The 13,558-nt window shown below is 35.9% G+C and carries 15 protein-coding genes; 7 read left to right on the forward strand and 8 right to left on the reverse strand.

Annotated features, from left to right (window positions below; translation table 11 throughout):
• Nucleotides 1-447: 447 nt before the first annotated feature.
• Both DK858_RS11675 and DK858_RS11680 read right to left on the reverse strand, forming a co-directional pair.
• Nucleotides 448-924 carry an NUDIX hydrolase gene (locus DK858_RS11675; protein ID WP_109397554.1) on the reverse strand — a complete coding sequence of 159 codons (477 nt, stop codon included), beginning with the start codon at nucleotides 922-924 and terminating at the stop codon, nucleotides 448-450.
• A 66-nt stretch (nucleotides 925-990) separates the two neighbouring features.
• A complete protein-coding gene (locus DK858_RS11680) occupies nucleotides 991-1,611 on the reverse strand; it encodes a TetR family transcriptional regulator (RefSeq protein ID WP_109397555.1) in 621 nt (206 codons plus the stop codon).
• A 90-nt stretch (nucleotides 1,612-1,701) separates the two neighbouring features.
• Here DK858_RS11680 and DK858_RS18450 point away from each other — a divergent pair, with 90 nt between their 5' ends.
• The 4 genes from DK858_RS18450 to fetB all read left to right on the forward strand — a co-directional run bounded on the left by DK858_RS18450 (nucleotide 1,702) and on the right by fetB (nucleotide 5,416).
• Complete coding sequence (locus DK858_RS18450) at nucleotides 1,702-2,616, forward strand: helix-turn-helix domain-containing protein (protein ID WP_109397556.1); 915 nt, start codon at nucleotides 1,702-1,704, stop codon at nucleotides 2,614-2,616.
• Nucleotides 2,617-2,796: 180 nt separating this feature from the next.
• Nucleotides 2,797-3,729, forward strand: coding sequence for an alpha/beta hydrolase family protein (locus DK858_RS11690; RefSeq protein WP_109397557.1), 933 nt, complete (start codon nucleotides 2,797-2,799; stop codon nucleotides 3,727-3,729).
• Between the two features lie 212 nt (nucleotides 3,730-3,941).
• The gene (fetA, locus tag DK858_RS11695; protein WP_109397558.1) at nucleotides 3,942-4,592 is read left to right on the forward strand and encodes an iron efflux ABC transporter ATP-binding subunit FetA; all 651 of its coding nucleotides are present in this window, start codon (nucleotides 3,942-3,944) and stop codon (nucleotides 4,590-4,592) included.
• Between the two features lie 50 nt (nucleotides 4,593-4,642).
• Nucleotides 4,643-5,416, forward strand: a complete 774-nt coding sequence (gene fetB / locus DK858_RS11700; RefSeq protein WP_109397559.1) for an iron efflux ABC transporter permease subunit FetB — start codon at nucleotides 4,643-4,645, stop codon at nucleotides 5,414-5,416.
• Between the two features lie 65 nt (nucleotides 5,417-5,481).
• On the opposite strand, the gene DK858_RS11705 is transcribed toward fetB, so the two are convergent.
• Genes DK858_RS11705 through DK858_RS11720 form a run of 4 tightly spaced genes read right to left on the reverse strand, consistent with a single transcriptional unit; the run spans nucleotide 5,482 to nucleotide 8,110 of the window.
• Nucleotides 5,482-5,925 (reverse strand): YcgN family cysteine cluster protein, encoded by a 444-nt coding sequence (locus DK858_RS11705; protein WP_109397560.1) that lies wholly within the window; start codon nucleotides 5,923-5,925, stop codon nucleotides 5,482-5,484.
• Between the two features lie 36 nt (nucleotides 5,926-5,961).
• A complete protein-coding gene (locus tag DK858_RS11710; protein ID WP_109397561.1) occupies nucleotides 5,962-6,618 on the reverse strand; it encodes a fumarylacetoacetate hydrolase family protein in 657 nt (218 codons plus the stop codon).
• Between the two features lie 52 nt (nucleotides 6,619-6,670).
• Nucleotides 6,671-7,798 (reverse strand): lytic murein transglycosylase, encoded by a 1,128-nt coding sequence (locus DK858_RS11715; protein ID WP_109397562.1) that lies wholly within the window; start codon nucleotides 7,796-7,798, stop codon nucleotides 6,671-6,673.
• A gap of 24 nt (nucleotides 7,799-7,822) precedes the next feature.
• Nucleotides 7,823-8,110 (reverse strand): YcgL domain-containing protein, encoded by a 288-nt coding sequence (locus DK858_RS11720; protein ID WP_069369136.1) that lies wholly within the window; start codon nucleotides 8,108-8,110, stop codon nucleotides 7,823-7,825.
• A 133-nt stretch (nucleotides 8,111-8,243) separates the two neighbouring features.
• Between DK858_RS11720 and minC the strand changes: the two genes are divergently transcribed.
• Genes minC through minE form a run of 3 tightly spaced genes read left to right on the forward strand, consistent with a single transcriptional unit; the run spans nucleotide 8,244 to nucleotide 10,053 of the window.
• Entirely contained in the window at nucleotides 8,244-8,945 is a 702-nt protein-coding gene (gene minC / locus DK858_RS11725) for a septum site-determining protein MinC (RefSeq protein WP_109397563.1), read from the forward strand.
• Between the two features lie 22 nt (nucleotides 8,946-8,967).
• Nucleotides 8,968-9,780, forward strand: a complete 813-nt coding sequence (minD, locus tag DK858_RS11730) for a septum site-determining protein MinD (protein WP_109397564.1) — start codon at nucleotides 8,968-8,970, stop codon at nucleotides 9,778-9,780.
• A 3-nt stretch (nucleotides 9,781-9,783) separates the two neighbouring features.
• The gene (gene minE, locus DK858_RS11735) at nucleotides 9,784-10,053 is read left to right on the forward strand and encodes a cell division topological specificity factor MinE (protein ID WP_006536628.1); all 270 of its coding nucleotides are present in this window, start codon (nucleotides 9,784-9,786) and stop codon (nucleotides 10,051-10,053) included.
• A 360-nt stretch (nucleotides 10,054-10,413) separates the two neighbouring features.
• Here minE and rnd read toward each other — a convergent pair whose 3' ends face one another.
• Nucleotides 10,414-11,532, reverse strand: a complete 1,119-nt coding sequence (gene rnd, locus DK858_RS11740; protein ID WP_109397565.1) for a ribonuclease D — start codon at nucleotides 11,530-11,532, stop codon at nucleotides 10,414-10,416.
• A gap of 98 nt (nucleotides 11,533-11,630) precedes the next feature.
• A complete protein-coding gene (gene fadD, locus DK858_RS11745; RefSeq protein WP_109397566.1) occupies nucleotides 11,631-13,319 on the reverse strand; it encodes a long-chain-fatty-acid--CoA ligase FadD in 1,689 nt (562 codons plus the stop codon).
• Nucleotides 13,320-13,558: the final 239 nt, after the last annotated feature.

Consider the following 13,558-nt stretch of genomic DNA (forward strand, 5'->3'; position numbering starts at 1 on the left):
CAAAGAGCATATTCCCTGGTGTAAATAAAATAAGGCTAAAAAAATTTATTCATTAGAATATAAAGGCTCGTAGGATCTGCCTTCATTTATAATGTCGGTAATAATGAGGGAAAACTTTAGAGTGCAGTGAAAACCATTTTTCATTTATAAAATAAACGATTACTTTATCCACCAATACGCAAATTATCTATACAATATCCCGTAATGAAGGGGATTTCACTCATAAAAAGATAATTTATTAGTTATTTTTTAGTTTTTGTAATTTTATTTGTTTATTTTCATCTTAAGCTTTAATAGGTATATATACCTATTAACATTAATTTATTTAATTCTAAGATTAATTTATAGTAAGTTTAAAAGTTTTTTATTTCCAATAAAAATAAAGCAGTTTCTAAAAACCGCTTTAATTGTTTATTTATTATGAGTCAGTTAATTTTATTAAGAAATTTAAATAATTTTTTTTATTAATAGCTTTTCAGTTAGTTCAATAAGTCTTATCACATTTAATGGCGTTTCTCTTTTTTTAACCTCTTCCAAAGAAAGCCATTGGAAAGATTTATTTGTTAATTGGCTATTTTTTAACGGTTTGCAAAGATAAATCATATCGATGTGATAATGAAATCCTTGTTTTTTATCGTGAATGGGTTCTTTTAAAATAGCGAGAGGTTTTACAAGCTCAATAACATCATCATTATTTAGGTTAAGGCTAAACTCAGGTTGATAACAAAGACACTCACACAATAAACCTGTTTCTTCTTCTATTTCTCTTAATACTGCATCTTGTGGCTCTTCATTTTCTTCTATATGGCCACCAGGTGGTAACCAACAGCCTATTTTAGAATGTAAATGAAGAAGGAATTTGCCCTGCCCATCGAATACAATGCCCGTTGCTGTGAAATGGCTCTTAGGCACTTCTATTGTCATAATATTCTGATCCTTTGCTCTGTTTATTTTTATCCAATCTACATCACATCTATTATTATGTTTGTGCTATTTATGGTTTTTCGCATTTATCGAAGATTGTTTTATCCCCATCAAAAAATCAGAAAATATCATTTTAAAGTCCTTACAGGCATTTTCAGATAATGTAGCTTCATTCTTTAAATTAATCGTGATATGCGTGACAAATCCATAAATTAAATTCACAACAATATCAGAAGAATAAGTACAAATTTCTTGTTGATCATAGAGAACATCTACACATTTTTTAATTCGAGGAATAAGAATTTGTGAATCAATCTCATCCCATTCTTTCCAACCTAAAACTGAAATTATTTCTTGTAAGGGAATAAGCTTATCTTTATGTTGATAAATATGATCAACACAAACACTAAAAATAACCTCTAACTCCTGCCACTGATCATCATAGGTAGGAATTTGAACGAGTTTTTCGACAACTTTATCAACCTGAAAAAGGTAGCACTCTTTTAATAACGCTTTTTTATTACTAAAGTGGTGATAGAAAGCCCCTTTCGTTACTCTTGCGTGACGCGATATTTCATCAACGGAAACATTACAATAGTTCTGATTTATAAATAGTTCTTGCGCTGCTTCACGTAATGCAGAACGCGTTTGCTCTGAATTCTCTTGTTGCCGAGATTTTATTTCCATGATAAAACCCTTAAAACATACCATAAGTATGTAATAATATATGGGTATCAGTTTCGTGTAAACTGAACAAAATATTTTCAGGAAATTATCATGTCATCTCAGTACAATGGGCTTATCCCCTCAAATACCTTATCCTCTTTTAATATAGAAATTATCAAAGAACTTCTTCTCTGGATTGAGGTGAATCTGGAAAAGCCGTTGCTACTTGATGATGTTGCGATCCGTTCTGGTTATACAAAATGGCACTTACAACGCGTATTTAAGCAAGCAACAGGATTAACACTTGCTTCGTATATTCGAGGACGACGCTTAACAAAAGCGGCAACAGAATTACGTTTAACCAAATTACCTATTCTGACTGTGGCATTGCGTTATCAGTTTGATTCTCAACAATCATTTACACGTCGATTTAAAGCCACGTTTGGTGTAACACCTACAGAATACCGTAAACTTGATAATCTTTGTGGTAATAATTTTCAGCCACCAATCAATTTTGATGTTGTTGATTTGCCTATTCCTAAAATTATGGAATTGCCTGAAAGTTATGTTTATGGGATGCAATATCAATATTTTTGTTCAATCGAAGATATTGGCAAATTGCACGAAGATATTCGTCACCAATTTTGGAATGATTTTTTACTGTATACGGACAAAAATTTTACAGAAAGCACTGTGCTTATTTCGTACCAACCAAACACATTACGTAAAAATAAAATCCAGATTGATTATGAAATTGGGTTAAATAGCTTAGATCATTTTACAAAAACAAGTGGCTTTAGAAAAAGAGTGATTGAGGCTGGGCGTTATGTCAGATTCCAATTCAAAGGAACTCTAGAAGAATATAAACAGTTTGCGATGAAAATTTATTTTTATACCCTGCCCTCATTAGGTTTATGTCGTCGCTTAGGTGCTGATATTGAAAGATATGTCTGTATAGAAACTGATATTGATTTAATGGAATTACCCAAAACCTTAGAAATTGATTATTTCGTTCCTATTCATTAATGATCCTAAAATAGCCTGAATTTTCAGGCTATTTTATTAAGAGTAGATTCGTTTTATAAAGGCTGCTGTGCAATAACTTTTTTATCGTTTTTTCTGTACAATAATTCACTAAGTTAGCTGTTTACTGATTATTAAAACAAAATTTCTTATTACATCCCTACAAAAACAAATAAGGTGATCATGCGCACTTCTCTTCTATTTTTACTCTCTGCTTTTTTACTTCCTTCTTTCGCAAGTTATGCAGAAATATCAACACATCTACTCCCACGGAAAGATGGCAGTGAAATTAGCTATTACGTGGATAAAAGAGCTGAAAAAAATCAAACGTTATTAGTATTAATGCAAGGCTCTGACTGTAACAGCATTAAAAATAATGTGTTTATCCAAGAAACCTTTGGTCACTGGCTACCAAATAGTGATGTTTTAATGGTGGAAAAATACGGTATTACCGCTCAATTACCTTATTCGCAATATGATGGTGAGCGTATTGATTGCCCTAAAAGCTATCAACGTCATGATAATCCCAAACAACGAACCGAAGATTATGAGGCAGTGTTAGATAAATTATCTTCACAGTATCCAAATATTATTTTACTTGGTGGAAGTGAAGGCGCGACGATAGTACATTTGATGGTAACAAAACGCAATGATATTAAAGTCGCTATTGCGCTAAATGGCGGAGGACGTTTTTTTCTTGATGATGTTCTTTATAATATCCGTCATACCACACCAAAAGAACATGTTGAAGATGCTCTAAATGGCTTCCAGCAATTTGCTGACGCAATAAAAAACGCTCAAATAGATGATGAACAATTTATAAGCGAGCACAGTAAAATATGGTGGCAACAATTTTTTACTATCGATTTACTTAAAATCATTAAAAGTAATCAACACACCCCAGTGTTAATTATTCAGACACTTAATGACACTAATGTAAATGTCGATTCATTTTATCAACTAAGCCAAGATATTAATCAGCCTAATGTGAAGTTTATTAAATATGAAAAATTAGATCATGGGTTTTATAATGAACAAGGTGAGCGTTTAACGAATAAAATAATCAATGATATACAGCATTGGTACTCTCAATATGAACAACAGCCCAAAGCGTGATTTAATAGCTTATCTATTATTTTAGGTTTATTGTTCTTACTTGACATTTTTAATCAATCGAAAAAGTAATTCTATTTTTTTATTGGTTTGCATTTTTATTATCCTATACTTAAATAGTAATAAAATTGCTTACTAACTGATTTAAAGCAGGATCTTTATATCGTTAATTCTATATAATGATAATTATTCTCTTTTTTAAGTTTGGGATAAAAATGGAAAGCACGACCACACTTTTACGTCTTGATAAAGTAAGTTATCGAATTGATAACAAAATTATCCTCGACAATATCAATTTTGAACTTCAACCTTCTGAATTTAAACTTATCACAGGCCCATCAGGTTGTGGTAAAAGTACCTTACTCAAGATTGTCGCTTCTCTACTATCACCCACTAATGGTTCAATTTTCTTTGAAAATAAAGACTATTTAACCTTGTCCCCCGAAGAATATCGCCAACAGGTCTCTTATTGTACTCAAACCCCTATGTTATTTGGTGAGACTGTTTACGACAACCTTAAATTTCCTTATTTCTTACGAAAACTCCCAGTGGATGATAAGAAACTGGTGCATGATTTGGATTATTTTTGTTTACCTGAATCGATTATGAAAAAAGGAATTAATGAACTTTCGGGTGGGGAAAAACAACGTATTTCACTGATAAGAAATCTACAATTTATGCCAAAAATCTTATTACTTGATGAGATAACAAGTGCATTAGATGAAAATAATAAAACAAAAGTGAATGATATTATTCACCACTACGTTAAAGATCAAAATCTCGCCGTATTATGGGTCACACACGATCAAAATGAAATAAAACATGCTGATGATGTGATCTCATTATCTTCTCACAATGATGCCTGATTATTTCTTTCTTTATCAGTCACCTCTTTGTTATGAGCGAACATAATATTATGAACGAACATACGATAAGCAATGAATCTCTGATTTTCTCGCTTTTATTAGTTCTCGTGGCTATTTTTATTAGTCGCAAAGAGAAATTAGCTTTAGAAAAAGACATTATTTGGAGTACAGCAAGAGCCATCATTCAACTATTAATTGTTGGCTATGTCTTAACCTATATTTTCCATGTCGACCATTTTATACTCACCTTCTTAATGGTGTTATTTATCTGCTATAACGCAGCTCATAATGCCAAAAAACGAAGCAAATACGTTAAAGATATTTTTCTGATCTCTTTTACTGCTATTACAACTGGGGCATTATTAACTTTAGCTATTTTACTGCTCACCAATTCAATTGCTTTTACGCCAATTCAAATTATCCCAATTACAGGGATGATTGCCGGAAATGCCATGATAGCAACAGGGCTCTGTTATAACAATTTGGGTCAACGTTTTCAAAATCAACAACAGCAATTGCAAGAGATGTTAAGCTTGGGTGCTACACCTAAACTAGCTTCAATGAGTATTATTCGAGATAGTATTAAATCTTCATTAATTCCGACCGTTGATGCAGCAAAAACTGTGGGTATAGTTAGTTTACCAGGCATGATGTCAGGGCTTATTTTTGCCGGTGTTGATCCATTACAGGCCGTTAAATATCAAATTATGGTGACTTTTATGTTGATGGCAACAGCCAGTATTTCAACCATTATTGCTTGCTATTTAACCTATAAGAAATTTTTTAATCAGCGCCACCAGCTTATTAATTTTGAGAACCGCTAACTATAGTTATTAACTCTATTGAAAAAGGTCACCCAATTGAGTGACCTTTTTAATAAAATAAGAGATTAACCACGTCCTTTCGGCCGATTAAGAATATGCTCTTCCCAATCTTCAACTTCCGTTTCTGGCACCGCAATATATCTTACTGAAATATTGTTTTGGTGCATTCTTGCTTTATTACCAGCAATTAAAGGATGCCAACTTTGTAACGCCTTACCTTCTGCTAACAGACGATATGCACAAGTCATTGGTAACCACTCAAATGTTGGTAAATTATACCGTGTAAGCTTTATACAATCTGGCTCATAACGGAAACGATCTTCGTAATTACTGCATTGGCAGGTTTTAATATTTAGCTGATTACAAGCGACATTGGTAAAGTATATCTCGTCAGTATCATCATCCATTAACTTGTGTAAACAGCACTGTCCACACCCGTCACAGAGCGATTCCCACTCATCATCACTCATTTCATCTAATGTTTTAGTCTGCCAAAAAGCTTGTGTCATCTCTACGTTATTACCTTATTGCTCATCTAATACGAATTAAATAACCCGCGTTGTCAGCTGATGTTCATTAACGCTTAATACCAACATATCACCTGATTCTAGAGGGCCAACACCTTCAGGTGTTCCCGTTAAAATCACATCACCAGGACGTAGGGTGAAAAAGCGAGACATATAGCTGATAAGGGGTAAAACTGGCGTTAGCATATCACGACTGTTACCCTGCTGACGAATCTCATCATTAACACGTAACATTAAATCCGCATTTTGCGGATCGCCAAATGAATTGACAGGGATAAAACCAGATAAAGGTGCCGAGCCATCAAACGCTTTACTTTTTTCCCACGGTTGCCCTGCTTTTTTCAATTTACCTTGTAAATCACGTAATGTGAGATCAAGACCAATACCAAAACCCGCAATTGCACGATCAACTCTATCTTCATTAGCTTGCTTAAGTGGTTGACCAATAAGTACAGCTAATTCAATTTCGTGATGAACCGCCCCCATATCTCTTGGGATAGCAATAGGTTGGCGAATATCACACATAGCGGTTTCTGGTTTGATAAAAATCACCGGCTCTTCTGAGCGAACCGATCCCATCTCTTTAATGTGATTTGCATAATTACTGCCAACGCAAATTACTTTATTAACCGGAAAATCAAGTAACGCACCTTCCCAATCACGATGTTGATACATATTGTGTTCCTTTTAGGTAAATTGCTGTGTTTTATTTCACGGCAAAACGCGATTAGCTCGCGTTAGACAATGAATTTATTTTATTAGCAACGCCATCAGCCATTGTGACAATGCTAAGGGCAAAAAAGTAAGAGCTGTTCCAATGCATAATCGTACGGAAGTTCTGTGTCACTAAGTAGCTTCTGTGTAAATCATCATCAGGAATAATTAACCATACAGACATCGCATCGTTTAATTGGCTATTTACAGGTAATTGAACACCCAATGCTTTCCATTGAGCGACCGTTTTTTTCTGCTCGGTCTTAATGCCTTCAAGCTGTTGGTTGAAATCTACCGATAAAGTAACTTGTTCTCCCCAAGGGAGTCCACTTTCCCAACCTTCAGTCGCTAAATAGTTAGCAGCCGAAGCAAAAGCGTCTTCTTGAATATTCCAGATATCGATTTTTCCATCACCATTGCCATCGGCAGCATAAGTTAGGAAGGATGATGGCATAAACTGAGTTTGTCCCATCGCTCCTGCCCATGAGCCTTTGAGGCGCTGTCCTTGAGGGATATGTCCTTCTTCAATAATCTCTAATGCAGCCATCAATTGACGAGTAAACAGTGCTTCTCGACGGCCCTCAAATGCGAGCGTTGCAAGTGCAGAGACAACATCCTCTTTGCCTTGCACTTTACCGAAACCACTTTCAAGCCCCCATAACGCAACTATGTAGTTAGCAGGCACACCATATTTTTTACTGATTTGCGCTAAGGTATCTTGATGCTCTTGGTAAAGCTTAGCCCCTTGGTTTAAACGACCATTGGTGACAATGCGTGGTAAATAAACATCGAGTGTAATTTTCTTTTCCGGTTGATTACGGTCTGATTTAATCACTCGTTCAATAAAATGTGCTTCTGAAAAAGCAAAATCTATTGTTTCTTGTTTATATCCCAATTGAGCTGCTTTCAATTTTAATGCTTCGATATAAGCGGGAAATTGTGCAGAAGTACGAGTTTCTTTAGGAAACGCTTGTTCTAACGATGCAACATCCACTTGTTTCCATCGAGGTGTTTTTTGTGCTTCAACAGCCGTTGCCCCAGGTGGGACAATTTGTCTTTCAGCCAACTTTTGTTGGCTATTCGTACACGCAGATAACATTAAACCGGAAACAATCACAGCGATGAATGAATATTTGAACATTTATGCTCCTTTTATCTCGATGATTTATTCAGTTTTTTCTGATTTTTTTAATTCATCTAAATAAGCATTTAACATACTTTCGACAGGTGGTGGCACTTGTAAGTAAAAACCCTGCTCAACTAATGCCTTTTTGACCTTTTCAATGTCAGCATGCGCTAAACGCTGTCTATCCGCGAGATTAAGCAACATTGAAAACTGTGGTTCGCCAAAACTTTGTAATAATTCGTCCGGAATTCGAGAGAAATCATCCTTTTTTTCGATGTATAAATAAGTTTGATCACGTTTGGTACTACGGTAAATTGCACAAATCATTTTCATTAAACTCTAATTATTAAAATAAGCGACTTGCCTGAATATTTTAGTAAATATAACATGCTTATATACTTTCGTAATATCGTCTCTGGTTTTTTGTGCCAGATTATAAAAAATTTACTGAGTCAGATAGATGTCAAACACGCCCATTGAGTTAAAAGGCAGTAATTTTACCCTTTCAGTACTCCATTTAAACGATGGAACACCGAAAGTTATTCGTCAGGCTATTTCAGAAAAAATTGCACAAGCGCCTCAATTTCTGAAAAACGCACCTGTAGTTATCAATGTTTCTGCTTTAGCTGATGAAAATATTGATTTTAAAAAACTGAGGCGAATTGTAGAAGATGCTGGCTTACGAGTCGTGGGAATTAGTGGTAGTTCAGACGCTCAACAGAAAGAAGCGATAATTGCCGCACAGTTACCTATCTTAAATGAAGGTAAAATAGTTAAGCCAAGCACTCAGGCAAATAACGATAAAACGAATGAAGCACCGACAGCTGTTCGTCAAAAAACAAAAATCATCCATACTCCTGTTCGTTCAGGTCAGCGTATTTATGCTCAAAATAGCGATTTAGTCGTTATTAGTAATGTGAGTGCAGGCGCTGAATTAATTGCTGATGGTAATGTCCATGTCTACGGTGTATTGCGTGGACGTGTCCTTGCAGGGGCATCGGGTGATAATGAGAGCCATATTTTTTGTACACATCTGTCTGCTGAACTTGTTTCTATTGCTGGTCAATATTGGCTAAGCGACCAAATTCCTACAGACTTTGTTGGTAAGTCAGTACAACTGAGTCTGAAAGAGAATGAATTAACAATCGAGAACTTAATTTAGAGCATCGACAAGGAATCACTCCATGGCACGCATTATTGTTGTTACGTCAGGTAAAGGTGGGGTTGGTAAAACAACTTCCAGCGCGGCCATTTCTACCGGCCTCGCTCAAAAAGGTCATAAGACGGTTGTTATCGACTTTGATATTGGGTTACGTAATTTAGACCTTATCATGGGTTGTGAACGTAGAGTTGTTTATGATTTTGTTAATGTTATTCAGGGGGATGCATCTTTAAATCAAGCTTTGATTAAAGATAAGCGTACAGAGAATCTGTTTATTCTCCCTGCTTCACAGACAAGAGATAAAGACGCGCTCACCCGTGATGGTGTTGAAAAAGTATTAGATGAACTCGATGAGATGGGTTTTGATTTTATTATTTGTGACTCTCCTGCGGGTATTGAAAGTGGCGCATTAATGGCCCTTTACTTCGCAGATGAAGCGATTATCACAACAAACCCAGAAGTATCATCTGTACGTGACTCCGACCGTATTTTAGGCATTCTTGCCTCTAAATCACGTCGTGCTGAACGTGGTGAAGATCCAATTAAAGAACATCTGCTATTAACTCGTTATAATCCTGGTCGTGTTAGCCGCGGTGACATGTTAAGTATGGAAGATGTCCTTGAAATTCTATGCATTCCACTATTGGGTGTTATTCCAGAAGATCAATCTGTTTTACGTTCATCTAACCAAGGTGAACCTGTTATTTTAGATGGCGAATCTGATGCAGGTAAAGCCTATTCAGATACAGTAAATCGTTTGTTAGGGGAAGAACATCCATTCCGTTTTATTGAAGAAGAGAAAAAAGGCTTTCTGAAACGCCTTTTTGGGGGGTAAAAGATGGCTTTACTAGATTTTTTCCTGTCGCGTAAAAAGTCGACAGCTAATATTGCCAAGGAGCGTCTACAAATAATCGTAGCAGAACGTCGCCGTGGTGATAGCGAGCCAGCTTATTTACCTGATATGAAAAGAGATTTATTAGGTGTCATCTGTAAATATGTGCAGATAGATCCAGATATGCTTTCTGTTCAATTTGAACAAAAAGGCGATGATATCTCTGTATTAGAGCTAAATGTGACTTTACCTGAGAGTGAAGAACCTACAAAGTAAATCATATTTTACGCTTTATATAAGTCATTATTCACAGAGCCAGCCATGAACGATAATTAATTTGATTGGCTCTGTGTTTAATTATATACATATTGAAAACACCTGAATGCGCAAATAGCGCTATATCTCACTACTATTTTCATCATTGGTGATAAGTCAAAGGAGGCAGGTTATTTCGCAATAACATCTATTATATTGACTAATAATTTATTTAACCTATCTATTGCCTCACCTTTTTTAGGTATTTTTTGTGTGCAAAAATAAGAGCCTCAAAAGAGACTCCTATTCATTATTGTTTATTAAACTAACAACCTAACTTATTTGGGGTATTGGAGATTAGAAAACAAACAATTAATAAGGCTATGGATATTGTGCCAGAATTTCTGTCACTTTCTCTTCTAATAATGCTTTACGCCAGCGTGAAATCAATTCAGGTTGCCCTTCTTTTATTTTCCAGTGAATACTCAATAATTGGTTAATCTGTCTTCTTGATGCTAACAGCTCAGGGTTATAGCGTTTATCTTCACTAATTTCTTGAATAACCGCTTTAATCGCTTTAAATGCTTTTTTGTAGTTTGGTTGTTCGATTAAATTGCCAATAGGCTCTGGACAATCTTCATCTTTAATTTCTTTAGCTTTAACAACAAAATCTAATAAGCGACGACCATGGCAACGGATCTCTTGACCTGAAAGTGACAATGCATCGAGCTCTGCTAATGATGAAGGAAGATAACGAGCAACAGACCATAAATGCTCTTCTCTTACAACAAAGTTTAATGCCATATCACGAGATTTAGCTTGATTTAAACGCCACTGAGCAAGCATTTGTAAGCATGCTAGCTGTTGACCTTTTAATTGCCATGCATTGCTTATATCACGATAAGCAAGCTCTGGTACCACCGTTTCTTGTCGACGTTCAGCAATCATTTCGCATTCATCGGCAATAGCATCCATATAGCCAGCTTCTTCAGCTTCTTTAATTAATTTTTCAGCTAAAGGTAGTAAATAGAAAACATCACCACTCGCATATTGACACTGTTTTTCAGTTAAAGGGCGCGCTAACCAATCTGTACGAGATTCACTTTTATCTAGTGCAACATTTTCATATTTCTCAACTAATGTCGCAAAACCACAAGAAATGGGATGACCTAAAAATGCAGCAACCACTTGAGTGTCAATCATCGGTGTTGGGACACAGCCAAACTGGTGAGAAAAGACTTCGAGATCTTCACTTCCAGCATGGAGAAACTTCATAATACCCTGTTTTGTTAATAGCTCAACAAACGGAGCCCAATCCTTAATTGCTAACGGATCAATAAGAGAGATCTGTTTACCGTCATACATCTGGATCAAACCAAGATGTGGGTAATAGGTACGTATGCGGACAAACTCTGTATCTAAAGCAATTTGTGAAGCCTTTGAAGCGGCTTTACAGGCGGTATCTAGTGCAGTGTCTGTCGTAATCAATTGATAATTCAAAACAGGTTTCTCTTATTTTTATGTCTAATGATTTTTTATTTAATCACAAAAACGCCGGTATAAACCGGCGAAATTGAAAAAGGTTATTGAGTGTTGTATCAAGATTCAGTTGAGGTTTTCAACTCTTTTTCTTCATTTCTTAACTCTCTGCGTAAAATTTTACCAACATTCGATTTTGGTAATTCATCACGAAATTCAATAATTTTAGGTACTTTATAACCTGTTAGGTAACGACGACAGTGTGTTTTTATCTCATCTTCTGTTAATGATGGATCTTTTTTCACAATGAAAACTTTAACCGTTTCGCCCGAGTTTTTACTTGGTACACCAATCGCAGCTGATTCTAAAACCTTAGGATGCGCAGAGACAACCTCTTCCACTTCATTAGGGTATACATTAAAACCTGAAACTAAGATCATATCTTTTTTACGATCGATGATACGGATAAAGCCTTCATCATCCATTGTGGCTATATCACCGGTTGCAACCCATCCATCATGTAAGACTTCATCAGTTGCATCAGGACGGTTCCAATAACCTTTCATGACCTGAGGACCACGAACCCACATTTCACCGCCGACAGTGCGATCCACTTCGTTACCTTCATCATCAATAAACTTAACGTCCGTTGAAGGCACCGGCAACCCAATGCTACCACTGTATTTTTTCAGATTATAAGGGTTACCTGTAACTAACGGAGAACATTCAGTCAAACCATAACCTTCTAACAAATGTTTACCGGTTAACTCTTCCCACTCTTTAGCAACACTACTTTGTACAGGCATACCACCGCCCACAGAGAGGTTTAGTTTGGAGAAATCAAGCTGACGGAATTCTGGATTGTGTAACCAAGCATTAAATAAAGTATTTACGCCTGTAATTGCAGTGACAGGGTAACGTCCTAGTTCTTTAACTGTCCCTTTCACATCACGCGGATTGGTAATAAGTAAATTTTTACCACCAATTTCAATAAAGAGCAGGCAGTTTACGGTTAAAGCAAAAACGTGATATAGCGGTAACGCTGTAACTACCAGCTCTTTACCTACATTTAGTGCAGGGACATAAGCCGCTTTTGCTTGTTCAAGGTTTGCCAACATATTGCGATGCGTTAACATCGCACCTTTAGCGATTCCCGTTGTTCCTCCTGTGTATTGTAAGAAGGCTAAATCTTTTCCTGTAATTTCAGGTTTAATATATTGCATACGATAGCCAAAATGCATTGCTCTACGAAATGAAATTGCATCAGGCAAGTTATATTTAGGCACTAATCGTTTGATATATTTAACAACAAAGTCGACTAATGTTGCTTTAGGACGAGATAGTTGATCACCCATTCGGGTCAAAATAACGTGTTTAATATTGGTATTAAATACGATTTTTTCGAGCGTATGCGCGAAGTTAGAGACTATTACAATGGCACTTGCACCACTGTCATTTAACTGATGTTCAAGTTCTCTTGGTGTGTAAAGAGGGTTTACGTTTACGACAACCATGCCTGCACGAAGAATACCGAAAAGTGCGATAGGATATTGCAATAAATTAGGCATCATTAATGCAACACGATCACCTTTTTTTAATCCTAAGCCATTTTGCAGATATGCTGCAAATGCACGGCTACGCTCTTCAAGTTTGCGATAAGTCATGACCTCGCCCATATTAATAAAGGCGGGTTGATCTGCGTAATTTGCGACAGCGTTTTCAAGCATCTCAGCAAGGGATGCAAAACGGTCCGGGTCAATTTCAGCCGGAACATCTGCCGGATAACGTTTTAGCCAGACTTTTTCCAAAGTAGTACTCCTGATTAATCGCACTTCTTAGGTTAATATTATGTTTCACTTTTAACAAAGTATTAACTCATCCTACCAGCACAAACAATTTTCTGTTGTTAAGATGCGAAGTGTGTCACTAAATATTTTCTTTTTTAGATTAACAAAAAAGAAGGCGGTCAAAACCGCCCTCTCTTTTATTTTTATTCAACTTTAATAACTCTATTAGATAGTTACCTAATATATTATAGATGTTGATT

The organism is Proteus faecis (genome assembly GCF_003144395.1).
In the GTDB taxonomy this organism is placed as follows: domain Bacteria; phylum Pseudomonadota; class Gammaproteobacteria; order Enterobacterales; family Enterobacteriaceae; genus Proteus; species Proteus faecis.